This is a genomic window from Atlanticothrix silvestris CENA357 (assembly GCF_016056295.1).
In the GTDB taxonomy this organism is placed as follows: domain Bacteria; phylum Cyanobacteriota; class Cyanobacteriia; order Cyanobacteriales; family Nostocaceae; genus Atlanticothrix; species Atlanticothrix silvestris.
This window is the reverse complement of the sequence record NZ_JAECZB010000008.1, coordinates 81,450-105,088: the sequence shown is the minus strand read 5'-3', so window position 1 is coordinate 105,088 and position 23,639 is coordinate 81,450. Positions and strand designations below refer to the sequence as shown.

The 23,639-nt window shown below is 40.1% G+C and carries 27 protein-coding genes; 6 read left to right on the top strand and 21 right to left on the bottom strand.

Features of this window, described 5'->3' with window-relative positions; genetic code table 11:
* On the top strand, positions 1-1,349 hold a 1,349-nt coding region (locus I8751_RS06155), incomplete at its 5' end, for an amylo-alpha-1,6-glucosidase (protein ID WP_318780296.1).
* 54 nt (positions 1,350-1,403) lie between these two features.
* On the opposite strand, the gene I8751_RS06150 is transcribed toward I8751_RS06155, so the two are convergent.
* The 13 genes from I8751_RS06150 to I8751_RS06095 all read right to left on the bottom strand — a co-directional run bounded on the left by I8751_RS06150 (position 1,404) and on the right by I8751_RS06095 (position 13,561).
* Positions 1,404-2,348 (bottom strand): putative 2-dehydropantoate 2-reductase, encoded by a 945-nt coding sequence (locus tag I8751_RS06150; protein WP_214438292.1) that lies wholly within the window; start codon positions 2,346-2,348, stop codon positions 1,404-1,406.
* 54 nt (positions 2,349-2,402) lie between these two features.
* A complete protein-coding gene (hypB, locus tag I8751_RS06145) occupies positions 2,403-3,254 on the bottom strand; it encodes a hydrogenase nickel incorporation protein HypB (RefSeq protein ID WP_214438291.1) in 852 nt (283 codons plus the stop codon).
* Positions 3,245-3,586 carry a hydrogenase maturation nickel metallochaperone HypA gene (hypA, locus tag I8751_RS06140; protein ID WP_214438290.1) on the bottom strand — a complete coding sequence of 114 codons (342 nt, stop codon included), beginning with the start codon at positions 3,584-3,586 and terminating at the stop codon, positions 3,245-3,247. The genes hypB and hypA overlap by 10 nt, the downstream gene beginning before the upstream one ends.
* A 21-nt stretch (positions 3,587-3,607) precedes the next feature.
* Positions 3,608-4,708: a hydrogenase expression/formation protein HypE gene (hypE, locus tag I8751_RS06135; protein ID WP_214438289.1), complete on the bottom strand. Its 1,101-nt coding sequence runs from the start codon at positions 4,706-4,708 to the stop codon at positions 3,608-3,610.
* An 83-nt stretch (positions 4,709-4,791) separates the two neighbouring features.
* The gene (locus tag I8751_RS06130) at positions 4,792-5,007 is read right to left on the bottom strand and encodes a tautomerase family protein (RefSeq protein WP_214438288.1); all 216 of its coding nucleotides are present in this window, start codon (positions 5,005-5,007) and stop codon (positions 4,792-4,794) included.
* Between the two features lie 65 nt (positions 5,008-5,072).
* Positions 5,073-6,224 carry a hydrogenase formation protein HypD gene (gene hypD, locus I8751_RS06125; RefSeq protein WP_214438287.1) on the bottom strand — a complete coding sequence of 384 codons (1,152 nt, stop codon included), beginning with the start codon at positions 6,222-6,224 and terminating at the stop codon, positions 5,073-5,075.
* Positions 6,225-6,359: 135 nt separating this feature from the next.
* Positions 6,360-6,620, bottom strand: coding sequence for a HypC/HybG/HupF family hydrogenase formation chaperone (locus I8751_RS06120; RefSeq protein ID WP_214438286.1), 261 nt, complete (start codon positions 6,618-6,620; stop codon positions 6,360-6,362).
* A 228-nt stretch (positions 6,621-6,848) separates the two neighbouring features.
* Complete coding sequence (hypF, locus tag I8751_RS06115) at positions 6,849-9,200, bottom strand: carbamoyltransferase HypF (RefSeq protein ID WP_214438285.1); 2,352 nt, start codon at positions 9,198-9,200, stop codon at positions 6,849-6,851.
* 170 nt (positions 9,201-9,370) lie between these two features.
* Positions 9,371-10,540 carry an NHL repeat-containing protein gene (locus I8751_RS06110; protein ID WP_214438284.1) on the bottom strand — a complete coding sequence of 390 codons (1,170 nt, stop codon included), beginning with the start codon at positions 10,538-10,540 and terminating at the stop codon, positions 9,371-9,373.
* Between the two features lie 588 nt (positions 10,541-11,128).
* Positions 11,129-11,968, bottom strand: a complete 840-nt coding sequence (locus I8751_RS06105; protein ID WP_214438283.1) for a NifU family protein — start codon at positions 11,966-11,968, stop codon at positions 11,129-11,131.
* Between the two features lie 64 nt (positions 11,969-12,032).
* Positions 12,033-12,257, bottom strand: a complete 225-nt coding sequence (locus tag I8751_RS29480) for a hypothetical protein (RefSeq protein WP_225893987.1) — start codon at positions 12,255-12,257, stop codon at positions 12,033-12,035.
* 8 nt (positions 12,258-12,265) lie between these two features.
* A complete protein-coding gene (locus I8751_RS06100) occupies positions 12,266-12,532 on the bottom strand; it encodes a hypothetical protein (protein WP_214438282.1) in 267 nt (88 codons plus the stop codon).
* Between the two features lie 54 nt (positions 12,533-12,586).
* Positions 12,587-13,561: a hypothetical protein gene (locus tag I8751_RS06095; RefSeq protein ID WP_214438281.1), complete on the bottom strand. Its 975-nt coding sequence runs from the start codon at positions 13,559-13,561 to the stop codon at positions 12,587-12,589.
* Between the two features lie 412 nt (positions 13,562-13,973).
* Here I8751_RS06095 and I8751_RS06090 point away from each other — a divergent pair, with 412 nt between their 5' ends.
* From I8751_RS06090 to I8751_RS06075, 4 genes are all read left to right on the top strand, one after another.
* Positions 13,974-14,789, top strand: coding sequence for an Rpn family recombination-promoting nuclease/putative transposase (locus I8751_RS06090; RefSeq protein ID WP_214438280.1), 816 nt, complete (start codon positions 13,974-13,976; stop codon positions 14,787-14,789).
* A 453-nt stretch (positions 14,790-15,242) separates the two neighbouring features.
* Positions 15,243-16,205 (top strand): hydrogenase small subunit, encoded by a 963-nt coding sequence (locus I8751_RS06085; protein ID WP_214438279.1) that lies wholly within the window; start codon positions 15,243-15,245, stop codon positions 16,203-16,205.
* 24 nt (positions 16,206-16,229) lie between these two features.
* Positions 16,230-16,388 carry a hypothetical protein gene (locus I8751_RS06080; protein WP_214438278.1) on the top strand — a complete coding sequence of 53 codons (159 nt, stop codon included), beginning with the start codon at positions 16,230-16,232 and terminating at the stop codon, positions 16,386-16,388.
* A gap of 61 nt (positions 16,389-16,449) precedes the next feature.
* Positions 16,450-18,045, top strand: a complete 1,596-nt coding sequence (locus tag I8751_RS06075) for a nickel-dependent hydrogenase large subunit (RefSeq protein WP_214438277.1) — start codon at positions 16,450-16,452, stop codon at positions 18,043-18,045.
* Positions 18,046-18,180: 135 nt separating this feature from the next.
* On the opposite strand, the gene I8751_RS06070 is transcribed toward I8751_RS06075, so the two are convergent.
* The 6 genes from I8751_RS06070 to I8751_RS06045 all read right to left on the bottom strand — a co-directional run bounded on the left by I8751_RS06070 (position 18,181) and on the right by I8751_RS06045 (position 21,925).
* A complete protein-coding gene (locus tag I8751_RS06070) occupies positions 18,181-18,714 on the bottom strand; it encodes a GNAT family N-acetyltransferase (protein ID WP_214438276.1) in 534 nt (177 codons plus the stop codon).
* Between the two features lie 144 nt (positions 18,715-18,858).
* Positions 18,859-19,266 (bottom strand): hypothetical protein, encoded by a 408-nt coding sequence (locus tag I8751_RS06065; RefSeq protein WP_214438275.1) that lies wholly within the window; start codon positions 19,264-19,266, stop codon positions 18,859-18,861.
* A 10-nt stretch (positions 19,267-19,276) separates the two neighbouring features.
* The gene (locus tag I8751_RS06060) at positions 19,277-19,480 is read right to left on the bottom strand and encodes a hypothetical protein (protein WP_214438274.1); all 204 of its coding nucleotides are present in this window, start codon (positions 19,478-19,480) and stop codon (positions 19,277-19,279) included.
* Positions 19,481-19,657: 177 nt separating this feature from the next.
* Positions 19,658-19,801, bottom strand: coding sequence for a hypothetical protein (locus tag I8751_RS06055; protein ID WP_214438273.1), 144 nt, complete (start codon positions 19,799-19,801; stop codon positions 19,658-19,660).
* 61 nt (positions 19,802-19,862) lie between these two features.
* A complete protein-coding gene (locus I8751_RS06050) occupies positions 19,863-20,543 on the bottom strand; it encodes a DUF1294 domain-containing protein (protein ID WP_214438272.1) in 681 nt (226 codons plus the stop codon).
* Positions 20,544-20,701: 158 nt separating this feature from the next.
* Complete coding sequence (locus I8751_RS06045; RefSeq protein WP_404800420.1) at positions 20,702-21,925, bottom strand: ABC transporter substrate-binding protein; 1,224 nt, start codon at positions 21,923-21,925, stop codon at positions 20,702-20,704.
* A 338-nt stretch (positions 21,926-22,263) separates the two neighbouring features.
* On the opposite strand from I8751_RS06045, the gene I8751_RS06040 reads away from it, so the two are divergent.
* The gene (locus I8751_RS06040) at positions 22,264-23,022 is read left to right on the top strand and encodes a YebC/PmpR family DNA-binding transcriptional regulator (protein ID WP_214438271.1); all 759 of its coding nucleotides are present in this window, start codon (positions 22,264-22,266) and stop codon (positions 23,020-23,022) included.
* On the opposite strand, the gene I8751_RS06035 is transcribed toward I8751_RS06040, so the two are convergent.
* On the bottom strand, positions 23,019-23,270 hold the full coding sequence (locus I8751_RS06035) for an RpnC/YadD family protein (RefSeq protein ID WP_225893985.1): 252 nt from the start codon (positions 23,268-23,270) through the stop codon (positions 23,019-23,021). The genes I8751_RS06040 and I8751_RS06035 overlap by 4 nt on opposite strands.
* A gap of 3 nt (positions 23,271-23,273) precedes the next feature.
* Positions 23,274-23,462, bottom strand: coding sequence for a hypothetical protein (locus I8751_RS06030; RefSeq protein ID WP_225893984.1), 189 nt, complete (start codon positions 23,460-23,462; stop codon positions 23,274-23,276).
* Between the last annotated feature and the right edge of the window lie 177 nt (positions 23,463-23,639).

Here is a 23,639-nt window from a genome sequence, read left to right as displayed (position 1 = left end):
GAGCAGGGGAGGTAGGGGAAGCAGGGGAGGAGAAGAAAAACCTATTTCCAATGACGGTAGTTGCTCCACTTGGGGAAACCCCATCGCTTTTAGCGTCTCACGCCACTTGCTCCACTTGGGGAGACCCCAAGACCGCAGTGGCTCCCTTTGGGAGAAGACCGCACTGCCTCCCCCATGCCCCATCGCCAATTTGGCAGCAACTATTAAAAGCAGGGGATCAATTTATTGTCTACCGAGCTTCAATTACTGGCCCCACAGTGATTGCTGGTTATCACTGGTTCAATGACTGGGGTCGTGATACCTTGATTGCTTTGCCAGGTTTAGCATTAGTAACCAAGCGTTTTGACTTGGCAAAAGGGCTATTGCAAACTTTTGGACGTTACTGTCAACAAGGACTGATTCCTAATGCTTTTCCTGATGCTGATGGGGAACCGTTTTATAACAGTATTGACGCAGCGCTGTGGTGGATTGAAACTTTAGGGCTTTACTTGGAAGCCACCCAAGACTGGGAGTTTTTAGCAGAGCAATTCTCTGTTGTGCAGCAAATTCATAAAGCGTTTATTGGTGGTACACGCTTCAATATCCAAGTTGATGCCACTGATGGACTAATTGGTTGGGATTTTCCTGGTGTAGCCCTCACCTGGATGGATGCAGTGGTTGGAGGAGAGCCTGTGACTCCTCGCCGTGGTAAGCCCGTAGAAATCAATGCCCTGTGGTATTCTGCTTTATGTTGGATGAGTCAATGGGCAGAACGATTGAGTCAACTGCAATTGGGCGATTCAGTACGTCTAGCAAAACAGGCACAACGTTATGCTCAACAAGCACAACAGGTAACAGTTTCTCTGCAAAAGTTTTGGAATCCACAGCTAAATTATTTCTACGATACTATTGAGCCGGACGATCGCCGCAATTCTCAAATTCGTCCTAATGCAGTTTTGGCGCTGTCACTACGTCATTGTGGGTTTTCGCAGCGGCAAGGGCTTTTAGTAGTCGATTTGGCAACTGAGCGCCTACTTACTCCCTACGGTCTTCGTAGCCTTGATTCCGCCGATCCAGAATATATAGGCAAATACGTGGGCAATTCGGAAGAACGCGATCGCGCTTATCATCAAGGTACTGTTTGGAGCTGGTTAATTGGGCCTTTTATCCGCGCTTGGCAGCGTTTTTATCCGCAAAAGCCGCTTCCTTTTAGTTGGCAACCCCTATTAGAACACCTGCTATCTGATGTTTGTCTTGGCTCGGTTTCAGAAATTTTTGATGGCGACCCACCTTATAAACCCAAAGGTGCTGTCGCCCAAGCTTGGTCAGTGGCTGAAATTATCCGCCATCTGCCTCGATCTGAATTTTAGTTACAGCAGGGAACAGGTAAAGCAGGAATCACGCCACTTCTAGTGGTGTGAGGTTCAATATTGCCTTTGATTTTTTGTATCCAGAAACTTCAATTGATCATAAATACAACTAATTTGTAGTAAATTTATACCTGCTGCTCGCGCCTTCCGTAATGGGTTGCCAAAAATGGCTTCTACTTCTAGGGGACGACATGCGTCATAATCAATTTTCATGCTGGTGCGGTAAGGTTTCATTTTGAGGGTATAGTCCAGCATTTTTTGAATGAAGCTATCAGGGATATTACGGCCATAACTATTTGCCCCTGCTGCTACTTCGAACATTAATTGTTCAACTAATCTGCAAGTATACACATCTGCCATTAATTCATCTGTGGTGGCATTGAGAATTACAGAAAGACCGTTGTAAGGAATATTCCATACTAACTTTTTCCAACGTGCCAGTAATAAGTCTTCAGCTAATTCAATTGCAATACCAGCACTACTAAAGTCATCAGCGATTTGCTGCATTCTATCTGTAATTCCAACAGAATGATAGCCTGGAACGTATTCTCCTAAAGTAATAAGTCCATAGTCTAAGTGGCGAATATGTCCTTGCCCTACTTTATTGGAACACAGAAAGCACAACCCACTGATAATACTAACGTTGCCAACAATTTGGGCAATTTCTTCTTCTATACCAAGTCCATTTTGTAATACCAATACCACCCCGCCATCTTTAACAATAGGTGGTAACAACTCCGGTAGCAAATAATTTTGAGTTGTTTTTAATGCAACTACTACCACATCGCATTGTGGCATTTTCTCTACATATTGATAAGCATTGACTTGGGAGAGGGTAAAGTCACCTTCTTTAGACTCGATGAGTAAACCATATTGACTGACATGTTCGTAGTCACTCCTGAGCAAAAAGTGGACATCCAAACCAGCTTTTTGTAATTTGGCCCCATAAAAACCACCTAATGCACCAGTTCCTAGGATGGCATACTTGCGATCGCACATTTTTTCTCCACAGAAATTTTAGTGTTGCATATTAGTCCTAATTTTAGTAAACAGTTAAGCTGGAACTAGCTTTGAAAAATTAGTTACCCTTTCAGATAGCCATTTGTACCAATTATCTAATCCAGCACCAGTGATTGCAGAAACCTGAAAAATTTGAATTTGGGGATTTACTTGTTGAGCATATTCTATACACTTTTGCACATCAAATTGTACATAAGGCAGTAAATCAATTTTGGTGAGAATCATTATCTCACTAGCACGAAAAATATGAGGATATTTGATTGGCTTATCTTCTCCCTCTGTAACCGAGAGAATGACCACTTTTGCTTGTTCTCCCAAATCAAATAAAGCCGGACAAACTAGATTTCCCACATTTTCAATCATGACTACTGAATTTAGTGGCGGATTTAGTTGTTGTAAACCCCTGTCAATCATTGATGCATCTAAATGACAACCTGTACCTGTGTTGATTTGGACAACTTTACAACCTGTTTCTTTGATTTTTTGGGCATCGTTGGCTGTTTCTTGGTCGCCTTCAATCACATTAATAGGCAATTGATGTTTTAAATCATTAATAGTACGAGTTAATAAAGTTGTTTTTCCTGCACCAGGAGAACTCATTAAATTTAGAGCTAGAATATTTCGACCTTTGAACCAGCCGCGATTTTGGGCAGCTATGAGATTATTTTTTGCTAAGATATCTTGTTCTAAAGATATAGTTGTGCCATGTATTTTGGCATGAATTTGAGATACTTCGGTGTGAAACTCGTGACTGTGATTATGAGTAATTACAGTACCATCTGCTAAAGTATGAGTATGATGATGTTGATTATGTTCAATTTCACCAGTTTCCATATTAGTAATTTTGCCTTCAGCATCATCAGAACAACCGCAAGTCACACACATAGTTCCTCTATTTCTATTTCTTTAATTTTTAATTCTTCGCCAGTTATTAAATCCAATTCCACGCTACCACAGTTACAAATACCAAAGGGTTTATCTAGATAAATTTCGGCACCACATTGGCAACATCTTGCTAAACCAGGAATTTCGATAATTTCTAATGTTGCCCCTGCTAAAACCGTATTTTGAGTGCAAATATCAAAACAAAATTGTATGGCATCAGGAAGAATCGCTGAAAGTTTGCCAATTTCTAATACAACTCTTTGCACTTTTGAGCCTTGGGCATGTTCAGTGACAATTGCCACAATATTTTGGGTAATTCCGAGTTCGTGCATAGGTCTAGAATCTATTAAATTTTAACAAATTCGTGGTAGCTGATCGCCAACGAGCATATCAACAATGCGTTCAGCATTAAAAGCTGTTTTTAATAACACAATCCCTGGAGGTGAAGGAATTGCTTCGCCGATAATACATGCATCTTTCCCGGCTGTGTGAGATTGCATCGCTGATAAAACAGTGTCAGCATTCTCTTGCCCTACCACGACTACCAATTTACCTTCATTAGCTAGATACAATGGGTCTAAACCCAAAATTTCGCAAACTCCTTTGACTTCTTCTCGCACTGGAATCGATTCTTCATAAATGCGAATTCCTACTTCAGAACTAAGGGCGAATTCATTTAACACTGTAGCTAAACCGCCGCGTGTAGCATCCCGCATAGCATGAATATCAGGACATACTTTGAGGATAGTTTCTACTAAATCATGTAACGGTTGGCAGTCACTTTCTATATTAGTTTCTAATGCTAATTCTCCACGAGCTAACAAAATAGCAGTGCCATGATTACCCAATTCACCATTAATAATTACAACATCTCCTGGTTGAATATTGTGGGCAGAAATATTCACTCCTCTAGGGATAACTCCAACGCCAGCAGTATTAATAAATAATTTATCAGCAGCACCACGATGTACAACTTTTGTGTCACCTGTCACAATTTGCACACCTGCTTTTAGCGCAGCTGCTTTCATACTAACAGCAACTCGTCGCAAGGTTTCCACTGGTAATCCTTCTTCTAAAATAACACTACAAGTAAGATACAAAGGTTTAGCACCACTCACAGCTAAATCATTAACTGTACCATTGATGGCTAATTCTCCAATATCACTACCAGGAAAAAATAACGGGTCTACAACATAAGAATCAGTAGTAAAGGCGAGTCTATCTCCCTGTTGCATGAGACTAGCTAAATTCAAACTGGCTTGGTCTTCTAGTTGAGAAATAATGGGATTATCAAAATTACTGACAAAGATATCATCGATTAAATCGCGCATGGCTTTACCGCCGCTACCATGTGCCAGAGTGATATGGGTATCTCGCACTTTCCCTCTGCGATGGCGGGCTTGTTCAATTTTTTGAAATAGAGAATTTTGCCTTTGATTGGAAGAAATATTCATATCTAAAATAATTACAATAAAAACGAACAATTAAGCTGTAATAAGGTGCGTAATTAACGCACCTTACCAGTCAAAAACGAATTTTATCTGCCTGTTTCATCGTGCTTACCACGATGTCGGTCAGAATGTAAAATACCGTTTACAGCCCAGTTTTCACGTTCAAATTCATCAATGTGAATAGTTATCCATTCTGGCTTAGTATCTAAAACGGAGACTAGGGCATTAGTAATTACTTCGACTAGTCGCCTTTTCTTTTCGATGGAGTGTCCTCTGGCAATTTTAACTGTTACAAATGGCATATATTTGTACTCCAATCCCAAAATTGTTGTGGTGTAGAGTTTGGGATACTCATTTTTATCTTAAGTTATAAAGATAGGGTTGCTGTTTGTTTATCAGTTAATTTTTGCGTCATCACATTAGAAAATCTGCCGTATTTGTAATAGGCTGCACAAGCACCTTCGGAAGAGACCATACAAGTTCCAATAGGTGTTTCTGGTGTGCAAGCTGTACCAAATACTTTGCATTCCCAAGGTTTTAAAATTCCTTTTAAAATTTCACCGCACTGACAAGCTTTATGGTCGGCAACTTTCAGATTAGGAATAGTAAATTTTAGTTCGGCATCAAATTGTGCATATTTCTCACGAATTTTTAAGCCTGAATTAGGTATTTCACCTAAACCACGCCAATCAAAATTTTCTCGCACAGTAAAAACTTGATTCATGGCTGTTAGCGCTACTTGATTGCCAGCTTTTTGTACAAGTCTGTTATATTGGTTTTCGACTTCACAACGATTTTCTACTAGCTGTTGTAGTAGCATCCAAATTGATTGAAGAATATCTAAAGGTTCAAATCCTGATACGACAATTGGTTTTTGATATTGTTGCGAAATAAATTCATAAGGCTCAGTACCAATGACCATGCTGACATGACCTGGGCCAACAAATCCATCTAATTGCAAGTCGGGATTATCTAGTAATGCTTGTAATGCAGGAATCACAAGAACATGGTTACAAAACATACTAAAGTTAGGAATTTTTTCCGCCGCTGCTTGCAAAATGGTGAGGGAAGTACTAGGGGCGGTGGTTTCAAAGCCTAGGGCGAAGAAAACAATTTCTTTGTCGGGGTTGTCTTTGGCAATTTGCAGGCTATCTAGGGGAGAATATACCATGCGAATATCTGCACCTGTAGCTCTGGCTTGTAAGAGGCTGGTATGGGAACCGGGAACCCGCATTGTGTCGCCAAATGTGGCTAAAATAACGTTAGGAGTTTGAGAAATAGCGATCGCATCGTCTAATCTACCCTTGGGCATGACACATACTGGACAACCAGGCCCATGAATTAGTTCTAAGGAATCTGGCAATATTTCTTCAATACCGTATTTAAATATGGAATGGGTATGTCCGCCGCATACTTCCATAATTTTGATGGGTTTATTTAGCTGAAGGCATAGTTTTTCGATTTCGCGGCGCAAGGCTTCAGCTTTTTCTGGTTCGCGGAATTCGTCTACGTATTTCATAAGAAGTGAGGAGTAGGGGTTTTATATGTGAGTTAATTTCGCTTTTTATAGTAAGAGAATTTTTTAACTAACCGCAGAGGCGCAGATAACGCAGAGAGTAAGAAGTTCATACCTCGATTTAGTAACGCCGATTATTTAAGTATTAATTACGGCTTGGGCTGTGGCGAGTTCTTCTAGTAGTTGTAATGTTTCTGCTGCTTCTTGTTCATTAATGCGATTCATGGCAAAGCCAACGTGAACTAATACCCAATCACCAATACAAGCTTCGGGAGGATGTTGTTCGTCAACGATGCAAGCAATATTGACTTGACGTTTGACACCAGCAATGTTGACGATAGCCAGTTTGTGTTTTACATCAGTTATTTCGACAATTTGTCCAGGAATACCTAAGCACATGTTTATTTTCTTGTTTGAAGATAAAGAAGTTTGTCAGTGGTCAGTGGTTAGTGGTCAGTGGTTAGTGGTCAGTGGTCATTAGCAGCTGACCCTCCGGGTGAAGCTATGCCGTAGACTTTACGCCAGTTACTCATGGGGAAAATTCTCTATGTACCCGTTACTGGATCGGCTCACAACTGACAACTAACAACTAACAACTCACAACTAACCCGCGTAGCGTAAATAAAATTAAATTAATTTAGCTGCTGTAATCACAGTTTGCCCTAGAGATAAACCACCATCATTAGCAGGAACTAAGCTGTGAGTGAGTACGCTGATTTCCATTTTTTGTAACCCGTTAGTAACTTGCTCTAACAGAATACAATTTTGAAATACTCCTCCTGATAGGGCAACTCGATGAATTATATTTTGCTGACGAAGACGCTTTACCATATCGATAATGGTATTAGCTAAACTTTTGTGAAACTTTGCAGCTATGACTGGTTGAGAAATTTGTTGCTGCAAATCATCAAGTAAAGCTTGCCACATTGGGCATGGGTCTATACAATAAATATTATCTGAAAAGCTAAAATTAAAAGGATAAATTAGCGTTTCTTCATGATTATTTAAGGTATGACTCTTTGCTAATGCTTCCATTGCGATCGCACCTTGTCCTTCATAACTACATTTTTCTGGATAAATACCGATAGCTGCCGCTACTGCATCGAACAACCGCCCCACGGAGGAGGCTGGAGGAGAATTAATTTTTTGTTTTATAAGCTGATTGAGTAACTTTAGTGGCTTTTTATTCAAAAATTTTACTATTTCTAATTCTGAATATTTCTCTTGGCAATCATCCCAAAGATTAGCCGATATTAATTGAGCATAAGTATTACGCCAAGGTTGATAAATTGCTTGTTCACCACCAATCATTGCAACTGGCTTAAATGTTGCTAATCTCTTAAATTGACGGTAATCTGCTAAGAGAAATTCTCCACCCCAAAATGTACCATCTTCACCATAACCTAATCCATCTAAAACAATTCCTAAAATTGGGGGTGAATTTAAAGGAACATTATTCTCTGCCATACAGGTGGCAATGTGGGCATGATGGTGTTGAATTTGGTGAAGTTGAATTTGATTAGCAATTGCTAGTTGTTTACCAAGTTTAGTTGAAAGATATTCAGGATGTTTGTCAATGGCTATAGCTTGGGGTTGATGTTCAAATAAATTTAAGTATAAATTTAATGTATCTTGATAAGCATTAAAAGCAGCAGCATTTTCTAAGTCTCCCAAATGTTGAGAAAGAATTGCTTCTTCTTCTCGCAACAGGCAAAAGGTATTTTTTAACTCACTACCCATTGCTAAAATCTGCGGAACGTTATTAAATCCTAGTGGTAACTTAATCACTGCTGGTGCATATCCTCTAGCACGGCGAACTATTTGCACTTTTTCATTAATAACTCGCACAACTGAATCATCTACTCGGTTAACAATTTCCCGATTGTGGAGGAGGAAATAATCAGCTATTTGACCTAATTTTTCCCTTGCATCATTATTATCAATACATTGTGGTTCATCAGTAAGATTGCCACTAGTTAAAATAATTGGACGATTCATCCGCCTGAGAATTAAATGATGTAAAGGCGTATAAGGTAACATGAAACCAAGAGTGTTTTGCTCTGGCGCTACCGACATTGCAATAGAGGATTTTTTAGTCTCTAATTCCTTTTTTTGTAATAAAACAATAGGTGCTGCGGAACTTGTCAATAATTCTTTTTCCTTAGCGCTAACAGTGCAATATTTCTCAATTACTGCTATATCCCGCGCCATTAAAGCAAAGGGTTTATGATAGCGTCTTTTGCGCTGACGCAGTTTTTGTACTACTGTTTCTTGCGTTGCATCGCCAGCTAAATGAATACCACCTAAACCTTTAATTGCGACAATTTCACCTTTCTGCAACAAAGTACATACAGCATCCACATCATCCATCATCGAGAACATAGAAGCTGTCACAGGTTTACCATCAGCACGTTCTAACCAAGCTGTAGGGCCGCACTTATGACAAGCTACAGGTTGAGCATGAAAGCGACGATTTTCGACATTATGGTACGAGTTTTCACATTCTGGACACATAGGAAACGCAGACATACTAGTATTACATCTGTCGTAAGGAATTGCACGAATAATACTCAGACGAGGGCCGCAATAAGTGCAATTAGTAAATGGGTAACGATAAAAGCGGCTAAAGGGGTCAAAAATTTCTTGTTGACATTGGGGACAAGTCGCAGCGTCAGGGGCAATTTCTGTTTTGATTGCATTAGTAATACTGCTAGAAATTACAAAATTATCAAAATTAAATTCACCTATATAAGGAGTGCGTGTCAGTTCATTTATTCTTGCCAACGGCGGACATTCTTGCTGTAATCTTGTGACAAATTCTGTTAAATCGGCTTCGCTACCAGATACACGAATCAACACACCTTCACCATCATTACAAACATCTCCATGCAAATTGCAAGATTTTGCCAGACGATATACAGTCGGGCGAAAACCTACTCCTTGAACAGTACCGCGAACTCGAATTTCTTCAATTGTCATAGGCTATCATGCATCGAATTTATTAAAGTTGCTTCTCTTCATATTCTCTGTTTTCTCTGAGTCTCTGTGGTTCGTTATCTTTAATCTTGAATAGTTTCTCTCACGCAAAAACGCAAAAATACAGAGAAAATAGAGAGTTTTAGATTTCATCCCTTGATTCAGCAACACCCTTAATTCAAACGCCACAGCAATATTCGATTATTCCCAGAATCAGCGATTACCGCAGTTTGACCACAAATTTTGACTCCATAGCACCAATTTAAACTCTCTCTCGTTGGTAGTCCGAAATTGCGATTTTCACCTTTGCTTTGAAAATTTATTTGTCCTACCAACGCCTCTGCCATTACACCTTGCAATGATAAAACTGATTCTGGCTTCCTCCATCCTAACAATCGGGAATTAGCCGTATCTGCAACTACTAACCAATCACCAGCTACCCCCACACCATAAGGCATACTTAAACTACCAGCATTAGGGAAATAAATTCCTTGATTCATCTCCACACAATCAAAGCTTTTTTGTCCTAACACTACCGCACACGGGGCATTATTTTCTGTAGGCATTCCTTGCCAAATCATTACGCGGTTATTACCTGCATCTGCAACAACCAAATTATCTCCCCAAAAGGCGATATCGTGACACCAACGCATACTCGCTGCTGTGGGAGAACCACCGCCATTTTCATTGCGAGATATCATATCTGGTTGTCCTAATACCAAATCAGCAGGTTGACCATTTTCTGTAGGTAATTGCTGCCAAATTAATACCCGACGATTACCTGTATCGGTAACAAATAGCCGTCCTTGATGATAGAAAATACCATAAGGCCAGTGCATTGTCTGAGCAGATGCTTGTTGAGTTCCTCTATTTGGTTCGTTATCAGTAAAATTTGCTTGTCCTAATACCAAATCAGCCGGAACATTGTTATCTGTTGGTAAATTATGCCAAATTAAAACGCGATGATTCCAAGCATCTGCTACTGCTAATCCTGCACCACAAGCACAAATTCCTGTTGGGACACTAACAGTTGTTCTTCCTGGTTTACCTTTAGCATTTTGTCCCTCATGGTAAAAGTCTGGCTGTCCAATTACCCAATCTGCTGGTTGACTATCTTGATGAGGTAAATTCCGCCATCCTAATAATCGATGATGTCCTGTATCTGTTACCCATAATTGCCCAGTTTCGGAAAGTAAACAAGCTCCGCGAGGGCCAAACATTGTTGTGGGACTAGGTGCTATAGGCGTGACCAATTCTTGCGATTCAATATTGCCTAAAACTACTTCTGCACCTTGAGGTGATAGAAGCAAATTTTGGTGATTTACTGTTTTTTCTAGTGGCAATTTTAGTTGGGGAGTAATTAATTATAAGTAAACCATAATTACTATCCAACCTTATCGGCGTATATAGATGTGTATCAATAGTAGCAGTTTATAGTTAATGTTAATTAGTTTTAAACGAACATCCTTTTCAAAGCTCAATCAATTTTTTTGTTTCAAGTTTCAAAAGGATGTTCTATTCAAGTAAGTAAAATTATATGTTTTACTCTTTTGGTGATGAAGGCAAAAACTATAAATTAGTTTACCGTAGATAAACGCACTGTAATTGAATCATCATTATCATCATAAAGACTTCTTACATCATTAGTTGCAAAATATACAGTTTAACCAATTGTTAATACCAATTCTGTATGAAGATGCGCCCAATTATCTCAGACTTAGTATAAGAAATCAAAAACGAACCGCCAAGTACGCCAAGTACGCCAAGATTAAGAGTTTAAGAGAGTTTGGCGCAGCTTCACAAAGAAACGGTATAAGTCAAAACTATTGTTCGCACCTGATGCAATACATTCCCCTTGCTGCGTTCTTACTACCAATGCCCCTAATGGAAACCCAGGACACAGCTTATTTGGATTACGCCCAACATGGATTTTATAATTTCACAAAAATCTTATCGCCCTTAATTTGTACCTGATATGACTGAAGCGAAACATTAAGGGCGGTTAAACATTCACCTGTATCTAAGTTATACTGAAATCCGTGGGCAGGACAGGTGATAATACCATTTACAACTTTACCTGATTCTAGAGGATATCCCAGATGAGCGCAAGCATTATGGTAACAGGTAATATTCACACCTTGACGATGTAAAAGCAGTGATTTATTAGCAACTTTTACTGCCAATACACTAGATTCAGGAACTTGATTAAAAGTCGCCACTTTAAACCAAGTCGAATTTACTGTTGAAGAAAATGGGCTGACTAAATTATAATTAGCGTTGTCAATATTAAGATTATTGTTAATAGCAACTATTTTGATAATTTCGGGACAATATTTTTTTATTGCTTGTTCTATTCCTTGAGATAAAGTTAAATTAGAAGTAGGACAACTGCTGCAAGTTCCTGTTAATTTAACTTCTATTGTATCTGGTAGTTTAATTGCTACTAATTCTACATCTCCATTATGGCTTTGTAAACCTGGACGAACTTCTTCAAGGGCAGTCTGAATACGTTCTGTAAGAGGCGGCTTTGGTGGTTTAACTAATTCATGATAAAGCAGTACTGCATAAACTATTTCATCTTCAACAGCATGACGCAAAGCTGGCATTGATTCTTGTTTCAGATTTTTAATCAAACGAGCCAATGCTTCTTTATGCAGGGCTTCGATTGCTCTTTTGAGTCCTACTACTACACACCGCTGGCTTTCATCCCAGCTAGATATAATTGCCTCAAAACGATTGATTTCTTGAATTAATTCTTCCAGGTTAGCCATTAGTTATTAGTCATTAATCAATGAAAGGTTAATAATTCGTAGGGAATGATGAACAACTAACGACTTACTTCATTTTAAAATCCTTGAGGAGAAAGGGCATAATTATGCCCGTTATCAGACTGGACAATATTATCGGTAAACATAAAGGAATTTCCACCTGTGCTAGTGACACAAATAAAATCAAACCTACAAGAATACCAATAGTAGTTTGTTGCACAAAATACATTGGGTCGCGCAGTAATTTCCCTTTAAAAAATAATTTAGCGGAAAACCAACCTATTTCCAACATGATTCCTCCTAATAGTTTTGTAATAAAGTTAATATAGCTAATCCCAAAAGTATGGCTGGAACTGCACCAGCCGGAGCAAATAATGCACCTAACATTGCTGAGAAAGCATAACCTATGTCTTTACCAGCTAATATCATGCCGCCAATTGCACCGCCAATCATAGATAAAGCTGTTGCTAGGACTAACCACAATAATCCTGTCACTAAGTTCAAGTCACCAGCCACCATATTTGTGAGAAAATCACTGACAGCGGGACTGGTCAAAACATCCTTCATGTTATTTTTCTCCTTATTGATAATTGAGGATTAGCAGTTAGATAATATTTTTCTCTATTCCCCAATTCCCATTTCTGCTTCCACATCTTGTATTGCCTGAGATACTACTTCTGCTTGTTCCATTTGTTGGTGTTGAGTAAATATTTCCCAAGCTTGTTGATAGTAAGTATGCGCTTTGAGGAGATTTTTAGAATTGCCAGCTTCTGGTTTTTCTAGATTATCGGGTAAATTGAATAAGGCGTTAGCTTTGTTAGAAATTGTGTTAGCATATTCTAACGGTGTGTCTCTAGGGTTACGCACTTTTAGCGCCTCATCATAAGCTGCGATCGCCCGCAAATTGTTCTCTACAGGATGGGAACTTACTAGATATTGCAAAGCGTTACCCAAGTTGTTTTGCAACATCGCATATTCTCTAGGATGATCAATCAAATTAATATGCTTCAGCGCTACCTCAAACGACTGTACAGCTAACCCCTGACGCAAGTATTCTCGTTCTGATGCCATCGGCATAGAAAGGTAAGCGATCGCAATATTGTTATACAAAATCGCGTATTCTTGCGGGTAATCCTCCCAGGTAAACACCCGCAAAGCCTCATGATAAGCTTGGATGCTATCAGTTATCCGTGCCAAATTGAATGGTACAAGCGACTGCAACGCTAACCCAAAGTTCATCTGCGCCTCTGCCACTTCTTCTGAGGAAGCTAATTTTTGTAAAGTCGGCAACGCCTCCTCATAACCTACTTTCGCTTGCATTAGCAGTTGAGTCCCCGCATCCGGAATTGTCTGTAACGTTCCTGCCATTCCTATCTGGGCGCGGGCTTTTAACAGGGGATACTCCTCACCACATAACTCGTAAGCCCGGTAATAAAGGGAAACGGCATTCCGCAAGTCTTGGGCAGTTTTCGGCTTTTTTTGAAATCCTTGTGCCATCTCGATCAGCATTTGGATTTTTTCTGCTGTCGTAGCTGACTCCGATGCAATGGCGGCGATCGCTGCCTTCACTGCTGAATCTGTAATGCTGGGGGTCATAACTACCGTACTCTAGCCAATTGGGAAATTGAATTTGTCAATGCCCACGAAAGATAAAAGACACGCGATCGCATCTAACAAATCATGGGCTACACCGATTTACGCAGGCTTTGAGTCTCTTTGGCAAAATTCCCCTTTATGAAGAGACTAGGCACTAGAAATTAGGAATCAAAGAAAAGTTTTCCCAACACCCAGTCCCGTTTTGATGAATCAATTTTTCTAATATAAAACAACCTATTTCTAAAATTCTAGGGGGAAATTGCCAGTATTAATGTCAGCTTTAAACACCTAATACTTTTCAAATATTTTTTGTATCGTCAATTAACATAATTCAAATATTCTTTTTCCTGGTGGTATGCTACAGATCACCGAAGTGTAAAATATATATTCATCAACTGTAAAATAAGCTCTCTTGAAAACAGACAGTATTTTTTATCGCATTTTTCAAAGTATCCCCAGCACTTTCTTTGAACTAATTAACCAACCACCGCAACTAGCTAGTGCTTACCAATTTTCCTCAGTCGAAGTTAAACAACTAGCGTTTAGAATCGATGGTGTCTTTCTGCCAAATGCAACAGAGTTACCTATCTATTTTGCCGAAGTACAGTTTCAATCAGACAAAAAATTTTACTCACGCTTGTTTACTGAAATCTTTAACTATCTTGACAAAACTGAATTAACCAATAACTGGTGTGGTGTAGTCATCTTTCCTAGCCGTAGTGTTGATACTGGAGATACCGAAAGATATACAGAAATACTCAACTCACAACGAGTAACTCGCGTCTATCTAGATGAATTAAGCTCAATTAAGGCATCATCAATTGGCATCCAGACAGTTCAACTGATTGTTGAACCTGAATCAACAGCGCCAACAAAAGCTTTAGAAATAGCTAGCAATGCCCGGCACCAAATTGCAGATGTCACTCAACAGAAGGAAATTATACAATTAATAGAGACGATATTAATCTACAAGTTGCCACGGTTGAGCCAGGAGGAAATCGGAAAAATGTTTGGAGCAAACGAGTTAAGGCAATCTAAATTTTATCAAGATGTTTTTGCAGAAGGTAAACAAGAAGGTAAACAAGAAGGTAGACAAGAAGGCAGACAAGAAGGTAAGTTAGAAACGATACCCCAGTTATTAGCGTTGGGTTTAAGTATTGAGCAGATAGCTCAAGCTTTAGGCTTGGACGAACAAGTTGTTAGACAAGCTGCACAACTGAAATCCTAAAACAATTGATATATATTTGATGGTTTGACTCCTAATGTGGGGGTTTAGAGAAGGCGATCGCAAACTCCTGTCCGGGGGCGATCGCTTTCTTATACGCACATATTAATGTGTAATTTGATACTTGCTAACTATAAAATTGCGAATTATTATTAATAACTCCAGAGTTTGAAGAGGAGTAAATTAAACAGGTAAAGCTTGTCCAAAATTAAGAGTTAGAATAGAAGACAATTTACCTTTTGATTTTTTAAATGTGTTACACACATAACAGACATAATTTTTTAAGTTAGTCTTAATATGACTTGAGTTATGTGTTAATAATTAATTTTTATTTATCGAAAGATAATTAAATAAAAAAATATTTTATGCTGGTAAATAAATATGAAAAATAGGTGAGCCTCAACAAGCATTGCCACCTACATCATGGATGGTAAACAATAAAAAAACGTGTAGCTGATGACTAACGTATTATGGCTGCAAGGTGGTGCTTGTTCAGGCAACACCATGTCTTTTCTCAACGCTGAAGAACCGACAGTCTGCGATTTGATTGCCGACTTTGGTATTAAGGTGCTTTGGCATCCCTCCTTGGGATTGGAACTGGGCAAAAACTTACAAAATATGCTGTGGGATTGCATTTCAGGAAAAATTTCCCTAGACATTTTGGTATTTGAAGGCAGCGTTGTTAATGCCCCCAATGGTACAGGCGAGTGGAACCGCTTTGCCGATCGCCCCATGAAAGATTGGTTAGCAGACCTTGCCAAAGTTGCTAAATTTATCGTCGCCGTAGGAGACTGCGCCACCTGGGGAGGAATTCCTGCCATGTCTCCCAACCCTAGCGAATCGGAAGGCTTGCAATTTCTCAAACGTCAATCAGGTGGCTTTTTAGGAAAAGACTTTCTTTCTCAAGCCGGATTACCTGTAATCAACATTCCTGGATGTCCCGCCCATCCTGATTGGATAACGCAGATATTAGTAGCGATCGCTACTGGACGTATAGCAGACATTGCTCTAGATGAACTAAATCGTCCCCAAACCTTCTTTAACACCTACACTCAAACAGGCTGTACTCGCAACGTTCACTTTGCTTACAAAGCCTCAACCGCCGAATTTGGTCAGCGTAAAGGCTGCCTATTTTATGACTTGGGTTGTCGTGGCCCTATGACTCATTCTTCCTGCAACCGCATTTTATGGAACCGTGTTTCCTCCAAAACCCGCGCTGGTATGCCTTGTTTAGGTTGTACAGAACCAGAATTCCCATTCTTTGACCTCAAACCAGGAACCGTATTTAAAACTCAAACAGTCATGGGGGTTCCCAAAGAACTACCGCCAGGAGTGAACAAAAAAGACTACGCCTTACTCACAATGGTCGCCAAAGACGCAGCACCACCTTGGGCTGAAGAAGACTTTTTCACAGTTTAGTCAGTGGTCAGTGGTCAATAGTCAGTGGTCAGTGGTCAATGGTCAGTGGTCAGTGGTCAGTGGTCATTAGCAGCTGACCCTCCGGGTGACAGCTATGCCGTAGACTTTACGCCAGTTACTCATGGGGGAAATTCTCTATGTACCCGTTACTGGCTCGGCTCACAACTAACAACTAACAACTAACAACTGACAACTGACAACTAACAACTAACAACTAACAACTAACAACTAACAACTAATAAATATGACAATTCAATCATTAGATATATCGCCCGTTGGTAGAGTTGAAGGCGATTTAGATGTTAGAGTAGACATTGAAGATGGACGGGTAGTTAACGCCTGGACACATGCCGAACTCTTCCGAGGATTTGAAGTTATCCTGCGCGGTAAAGACCCCCAAGCCGGATTAATTGTCACACCTCGCATTTGCGGTATTTGCGGCGGTTCTCACTTGACTTGTGCATCTTGGGCATTAGATACAGCTTGGGGAACAGAAGTTCCCCGCAATGCGATTTTGGCAAGAAATTTAGGTCAAATTGTCGAAACTATTCAAAGCATTCCTCGCTATTTTTATGGATTGTTTGCTATTGATTTGACCAATAAAAATTACCGTAATAGTCGCTTTTATGAAGAAGCTGTCCGCCGTTTTGCTGCTTTCACAGGTAAGTCTTACGAAATTGGTGTGACAATTTCCGCTAAACCTGTAGAAATTTATGCCCTATTGGGTGGACAATGGCCTCACTCCAGCTACATGGTTCCCGGTGGTGTGATGTGCGCCCCTACCCTCACAGATATTACCCGCGCTTGGGCAATTCTGGAATACTTCCGCACCAACTGGCTAGAACCTGTATGGTTGGGTTGTTCATTAGAACGCTACGAAGAAATCCAGACTTATGATGATTTCATGGATTGGTTAGATGAAGACCGCAATCATCGTGAATCAGACTTGGGTTTTTATTGGCGCATGGGTTTAGACATTGGTTTAGATAGATATGGCGCTGGTGTTGGTAAATATGTAACTTGGGGATATTTAGCCAATGAAGACAAATACCAAAAGCCAACTATCGCAGGACGCAATGCTGCCACGATCATGAAAAATGGTGTGTATGACAGCTTCAGCGATACTCACACCTTGATTGATCCATCCTTTATCCGCGAGAATACAACTCACTCCTGGTACGATGAAGGGACAGCAGATATTCACCCAAGCGATCGCACTACCAAACCAACCGCAAATAATACCAAAGATTTTGACAATGCCTATTCTTGGGCAAGTGCCGTTCTGCACAAAGACTTCGGTCGCCTAGAAGCAGGCCCCTTAGCTAGGCAATTAGTAGCTGGTGGCAAACACGGTGAATCTTGGCAACACCATGATGGGTTCATTCTAGATGTGTTCAAAAGTATGGGCGGTGCTAATATTCATGTCCGTCAGCTAGCACGAGTTCACGAGCTTGTCAAGTTATATCGTCAAGCCGAACACTGCTTGCGCGAGTTTAAATTAAACGACCTCTGGTATATTAAACCCCAAGAAAAAGACGGTAAAGGTTGGGGTGCAACGGAAGCTGCGCGGGGTTCATTGTGTCACTGGGTGGAAGTAGAAGGCGGTAAGATTAAAAACTACCAAGTGATTGCCCCTGGTACTTGGAATATCGGCCCCCGCGATGGTGAAGGTATCCGCGGCCCGATTGAAGAAGCATTAGTTGGGACACCCATTTACGATTCTACCGACCCTGTAGAAGTTGGTCATGTCGCGCGATCGTTTGATTCTTGTTTGGTGTGTACTGTTCACGCCCATGATGCGAAGACTGGTGAGGAGTTGGCACGTTTTCGCACGGCATAGTTGAGGGGAAGTTTAAACGCAAAGGGGCGCTAAGGTAAGCGCAGAGGTGCGCGGAGATTGGCTAATGGCTAGTTATTATTTAGTTAGTCATTAGTTCCTTCTGCGTACAGACTAAACTTGCTTTACATCGATTGGTCACTCATCTCTAAGCAAACCATACACAAGCGTATTAAATATACCGTTTTTAGTTCTTGTATGTTGTCTTAAACAACCTTCTAGCTGAAATCTATTTTTTTCTAGAACTCTCATTGAAGGGGCATTAAAATCAAGAGTATGAGCAGTAAGGCGAATTAATTCAAGATTATCAAATGCATATTGTATAAAAACACGAAGTGCGTCAGTTGTTAATCCCTGTCCACGATATGCTTGAGATAGCCAATAACCAACTTCCGCTTTATGCTCTTTCCCTACTTTGAAGTCATCCGCGCCAATTGAACCAATCAAATAACCTTCGGGGTTGCGAAGTGCAAAGGATATTTCTTTGCCTGATTCTCTCAAAAACTCTAGCCGACGCTGTATCCACCAATCTGCGGCAGCTTCTGTATATGGATAAGGGATCACAGGAATTAAATCAGAAATACTTCTGTCTTTGAGATGTTCCAAGTAAGCAGCTTTATCTGTAGGACGAATACTGGTTAAGTGAAAACCATCACGGATGTTTAATTTCATACCAGAAAGTTTTGATACTATCGCTTTAATATCAATACAGCGTAACTAGCTACTAGTATAATTTGATATTTTTGGCTAAAAGCGATCGCATACAAAAACCAGCACAGGCGATTAGACAATCTTGCAAGAGCTAAGTTTGGCTGTTCACTCAGACTTTAGCTCAATTTTAAATTCAAGCTTGGAACGGTATAAACACACATCAAACTCAAGGAAAAAGTTAGTCTGTCCCAGAATTAACGGTGTATTCGCCCTTTTCACCCAAGCAAATACTAATTGAACTGGTGCAAAATCATGAATCTCAGCAGTTGCAAAAAATGGCATTGCTGGTAGATTACTTAGGTTCCCTGCTAATTGAATAATTGCCTTGCTGTCATCCCAATCTGCACCTAACTCAATACCAATTTCATAGGGTAGAACATTCACAGTTGCTCCACTGTCCACCAGTCCAAGAGCTTCAACCACTCTATCGCCCTGACGAAGACGTAAGGGAATCCGTGGCAAACTATCAAACTCATTTTGAGAAGGGTCAGTGGTAGAGTATTTAAATCGCATCTGGTCAGACCTATTCTGACTGTTTTAAAGTTTGCATCAGAATCTCACCAGCACCAAACGAATTGTAAGGTGTGGGTAAGTCATAGGTCTTAAATGGTTCAAGAGGCGAAATATCTTCATTGGTGTCCAATTCTTCCGCTAAGATACGAATTAGCTTAAGTTTTTCTGATACAGAGAGTTTCCGAACAACAGGAAGTAGTTCATTAAGTGTCATCTTTCGCGCTCCATTCATCCAACTAGCCTCATTTACAGCTTAACTGGATCTGACGTGCCCTTAATCATAGTTTAGACAGGTTGTACTTTGAGAAATGCGATCGCCTACAGTGGGCGTAGCTCATTACTCTTCCTCATACAGCACCACTAACTACTAAGTATAATTTGATATTTTTGGCTAGAAGCGATCGCACACAAAAACCAGCACAAGCGATCGCCCAAAATATAAATTCACAGATAGCATTCCCAACAATAATGTATGGCCATTTTTGATAGTGGTGGAAAATTCAAGTTTAGGCTGTTCACTCAGACTTTGGCTCAATCTCAAATTCAAGTTTGAAAATTTCAAATTGTGGATCAAGCTAGGTGATGAACTAATTCAATTACCCACCAGAAGCATTACCAAGAAATAGACTTATCAACGCTCTACTAAACAGTAGCCACACTAACCAAAATACAATATGAAAAATTACTATTACCCGAAAGACAACTTGATAAGAAACTTTGCTACTTTTGTGATGTAATTTTCGTTGGGCAACAAACGCACCTAACCAGCCACCCATAAATTCGCATAAATGTAACGTCTTCTCTGATACTCTCCATCCTCCTTGTTTTGCACGAGATTTATCTTGGGCATACAGTGCAAAGGTAATTAAACTCATAACAGGATAAAGTATTAGAGGAATTCGGTTGCTAGTAGTTAGTGCAAAATGAATTGTACCTAACCCAGGTACTATAGATAAGACCAATGTTTCTAATACTAATGATGATGATCTTATTCTAGGCTTGGAGCTAAGCTTCATCGGTGCGGTAGAAGATGAGGACTGAGGTGTAGCTTTTGATGTAATTTCTTCAATCGAAGCATTACACGCACGTACCTTGCCGTCTTTATCAACTGTGAGTTGATAACAAATGAAATCACCAACTTGGGGGCGACGGTCAAGGTCTTTAAATGCTGTGATGTGAACAAAGACTTCTTGACTACCACTGCTGGTTTGTATAAAACCAAACCCCCGATTATCTTTCCATGTGGTTAGTTGCCCTTTGCGTAAAACAGGTTTCATGAACAAGTCGTATGTCTATACCTGCTTTATAGTGTGCCCTTGTTGATAGGTACAGACAACACTAACTCAATTTTTGCATATTGTACGTAGAGGCGCAGTGGCTTGTCGCTCTCGTCGAATGAATCAAGATCAAGTTGGTGCTTGGTTTTCAAAAGTAATCACTTGAAAATTAAATCCAAGCGCTGTTGGGTTTTTTGTAGCGCCTTTGCTGGCGGATTTTTCCCTAATAATACAGATTCAACTGCCCGACCTACACTATCAGAAATCCGATTATAATCAGGAAATATAGGACGCGATCGCCCATACTTGTCCTGATCTAAAAACACTTTTACCTGTGGCACTTGATCAACAAAGGCTTGATATTTTGCACTTTGGCGAGACTTTAAGTTAATCGGCAAATAGCCAGTTCCCAGCGCTAATTCTGTTTGAAATTCTTCACTCAAAGTATACTCAGCAAACTTAAAAGCTGCCTTTTGCTGCTGTGGCGTGGTTTTGAAAAGGAACAGATTTTCACCGCCAATACTGGTAGCAGGAACTTCATCAACAGGAATCGGCAGTACATCATAGTCAATGCCAGTTTCTTGAAATTGACCCAAAGTCCAAGGGCCACTTAATTGCATTGCTACATTACCAGCTATTAATTCATCTGTTTCATAACCCCGTTCCGGGCCAGATAAAATAGCGGAACCATCTGTAATTAAAGTACGCCAAAAATTTAAAGCTGCGATCGCTCCTTGATTACCTTGCAATTCTACTGCTGCGGCTGTTTGTGAATACCCATTGACCAATTCGCCGCCGCCACTCCACATAAATGGCAACCAAGTAAATACCGTAAATTCTCCCTTTCCTAAAGGTAAAAACACACCATGTTGATCAATCTTGCCATCATTGTTGATATCACGAGTTAATTTCTTGGCAACCTGCCGAAACTCCTCCCAGGTAAGGGGTAATTCAGTAATTCCAGCGGCTTTAAACAAACTTGGACGGTAAAAAATACCAACATTATTTGTCGCAAATGGTACTGACCAAATCTTGCCTTGGTATTCCATTGATGTGTATAAAGTGGGGTCAATTTCGTCTTTAACTGGAGAATTTGCCAGCATTTCATCCAAAGGAATCAAAGCATCCAGTTCCACTAATTGCCCTGCAATTGTCGGGTTATACCACAATATATCTGGTGGCGCATTCCCTACTACCGCTGCCAAAATCTTGGGCGTTTGCTGATCTTGCTGTCCAACATAAAGGGACTCTACTTGAATATCTGGATGGGCTTGGTTAAATTTGTTTACCAGCTTTTGCAATACATCCCGATTTGGTGGTGGATTCACTCCATGCCATAAAGTCACATGAGTTACTTTATCTGCTTTAACTCCAGTCCGCAAAACCTGGCATCCGCTTAAAGCAAGTATACCCACCAGAAAGAACGACAAAAAACAGCTAAGGTAATACTGTACGTTTTTTCTTTTTCTCCTGTAATTATGGGGCTTTAAAAAAAGCTGCACATAACGTTGATTAAAAAGATTCACCAATTTTCTAAATTTGATAACTACAACTTTGGCGCTTGGGATTAGGCAGAGACTCTATTGAAGGATTAAGATAGAAAGTTGAAAAATTTTACACTTCATCCTTGATATTGCATATTTTCCCAAGCTTGCCTTTGCATCTTGGCAGAAGCTATGTATATCCTAATCTTGAAATAGAGCGTTAATAATCTTAGGTTATGGCAGGACATAGTAAATGGGCAAATATTAAGCGCCAAAAGGCGGTAGTAGATGCAAAAAAGGGAAAAACTTTTACTCAGCTTTCGAGGGCAATTATTGTTGCTGTTAGAAGTGGTGTACCAGATCCGGCGGGAAATTTTCAATTGCGTACAGCAATTGATAAAGCTAAGGCAGCGGGTATCCCCAATGATAATATCGAACGGGCGATCGCTAAAGGCGCAGGTACTTTTGGCAGCGATCATGATAATTTTGAAGCGATTCGCTACGAAGGTTACGGCCCCGGTGGTGTCGCAATTTTGGTTGAAGCATTGAGCGATAATCGCAATCGCACGGCTGCTGATTTGCGTGTAGCTTTTAGCAAAAATGGTGGCAATTTGGGTGAAACAGGTTGCGTTAGCTGGATGTTTGACCAAAAAGGTGTATGTACTGTGCAGGGAGTAGTTGACGAAGATCAGCTTTTAGAAGCATCACTTGAAGGCGATGCCGAGTTTTATGAAATGACTGAAGATGAGACGGCTGAAGTGTTTACAGAAGTTGCAAATTTAGAAATCCTCAACCAGACTTTAAAAGATCAAGGTTTTCAGGTGACTGATGCCGAATTGCGCTGGATTCCGAGTAATAATGTTGAGGTGACTGATCCTGAACAAGCGCGATCGCTCCTCAAGTTGATTGATACCTTAGAAGGTTTGGATGATGTACAAAATGTTACATCTAATTTTGAAATGGCAGAACAATTATTGGCTATGAGTATTACTTAAGAATCTGAAGATGATTTTGCTGCGGCTTGTCGCACTACTTCAATGTCTAATTCCAAAGCCTCAGCAATTTGCTCAACACTCAACCCCAATTTTAAAACCCTAGGCACTACTTCGAGTTTACCTTCTAACTTACTTTCAAGCTTGCCTTCTTCTTTAGCTTCTTGATAAACTCTGGTATTTCTAATGGCATCCAACCCTAACATAGTTTCTACCTCTTCGCGGCTTAGTTTGGGAAATTTGTAAATCATTCTTTAAGAAGACAGTTTTTCTACGGCTTGTCGTACTACATCAATTTCTAATTCTAGAGCCTCAGCAATTTGCTCCAGACTCAACCCTAACTTTAACAAGCGAGGAACCGCTTCGATCTTGCCTTCAAGCTTGCCTTCTTCTTTAGCTTCTTGATAAACTCTGGTATTTCTAATGGCATCCAACCCTAACATAGCTTCTACCTCTTCGCGGCTCAGTTATGCTAGGAGAGCCTTGAAAAAGGCTATAAAAAAGGGTATCGGTTTTCACAATTTGCTGAAATGACATTTCCTTTATGGAACTTAGGGCAGATTTTAATCCCAAAAGTGAGCTAATACGTAAAAAAAGCCTTAATCGCGCTCATTTTCAAC

Excerpts from the sequence above, each read along its gene's own strand:
- I8751_RS06070 (WP_214438276.1), bottom strand. The coding sequence starts at position 18,714 with ATGAAATTAAACATCCGTGATGGTTTTCACTTAACCAGTATTCGTCCT.
- I8751_RS06050 (WP_214438272.1), bottom strand. The coding sequence starts at position 20,543 with ATGAAACCTGTTTTACGCAAAGGGCAACTAACCACATGGAAAGATAAT.
- I8751_RS06120 (WP_214438286.1), bottom strand. The coding sequence starts at position 6,620 with ATGTGCTTAGGTATTCCTGGACAAATTGTCGAAATAACTGATGTAAAA.
- I8751_RS06075 (WP_214438277.1), top strand. The coding sequence starts at position 16,450 with ATGACAATTCAATCATTAGATATATCGCCCGTTGGTAGAGTTGAAGGC.
- hypE (WP_214438289.1), bottom strand. The coding sequence starts at position 4,708 with ATGAATATTTCTTCCAATCAAAGGCAAAATTCTCTATTTCAAAAAATT.
- I8751_RS29480 (WP_225893987.1), bottom strand. The coding sequence starts at position 12,257 with ATGTTGGAAATAGGTTGGTTTTCCGCTAAATTATTTTTTAAAGGGAAA.
- I8751_RS06085 (WP_214438279.1), top strand. The coding sequence starts at position 15,243 with ATGACTAACGTATTATGGCTGCAAGGTGGTGCTTGTTCAGGCAACACC.
- hypD (WP_214438287.1), bottom strand. The coding sequence starts at position 6,224 with ATGAAATACGTAGACGAATTCCGCGAACCAGAAAAAGCTGAAGCCTTG.
- I8751_RS06035 (WP_225893985.1), bottom strand. The coding sequence starts at position 23,270 with ATGATTTACAAATTTCCCAAACTAAGCCGCGAAGAGGTAGAAACTATG.
- I8751_RS06105 (WP_214438283.1), bottom strand. The coding sequence starts at position 11,968 with ATGGCTAACCTGGAAGAATTAATTCAAGAAATCAATCGTTTTGAGGCA.
- I8751_RS06040 (WP_214438271.1), top strand. The coding sequence starts at position 22,264 with ATGGCAGGACATAGTAAATGGGCAAATATTAAGCGCCAAAAGGCGGTA.
- I8751_RS06130 (WP_214438288.1), bottom strand. The coding sequence starts at position 5,007 with ATGCCATTTGTAACAGTTAAAATTGCCAGAGGACACTCCATCGAAAAG.
- hypB (WP_214438291.1), bottom strand. The coding sequence starts at position 3,254 with ATGTGTGTGACTTGCGGTTGTTCTGATGATGCTGAAGGCAAAATTACT.
- I8751_RS06065 (WP_214438275.1), bottom strand. The coding sequence starts at position 19,266 with ATGCGATTTAAATACTCTACCACTGACCCTTCTCAAAATGAGTTTGAT.
- I8751_RS06060 (WP_214438274.1), bottom strand. The coding sequence starts at position 19,480 with ATGACACTTAATGAACTACTTCCTGTTGTTCGGAAACTCTCTGTATCA.
- I8751_RS06095 (WP_214438281.1), bottom strand. The coding sequence starts at position 13,561 with ATGACCCCCAGCATTACAGATTCAGCAGTGAAGGCAGCGATCGCCGCC.
- I8751_RS06150 (WP_214438292.1), bottom strand. The coding sequence starts at position 2,348 with ATGTGCGATCGCAAGTATGCCATCCTAGGAACTGGTGCATTAGGTGGT.
- I8751_RS06100 (WP_214438282.1), bottom strand. The coding sequence starts at position 12,532 with ATGAAGGATGTTTTGACCAGTCCCGCTGTCAGTGATTTTCTCACAAAT.
- I8751_RS06030 (WP_225893984.1), bottom strand. The coding sequence starts at position 23,462 with ATGTTAGGGTTGGATGCCATTAGAAATACCAGAGTTTATCAAGAAGCT.
- hypF (WP_214438285.1), bottom strand. The coding sequence starts at position 9,200 with ATGACAATTGAAGAAATTCGAGTTCGCGGTACTGTTCAAGGAGTAGGT.
- hypA (WP_214438290.1), bottom strand. The coding sequence starts at position 3,586 with ATGCACGAACTCGGAATTACCCAAAATATTGTGGCAATTGTCACTGAA.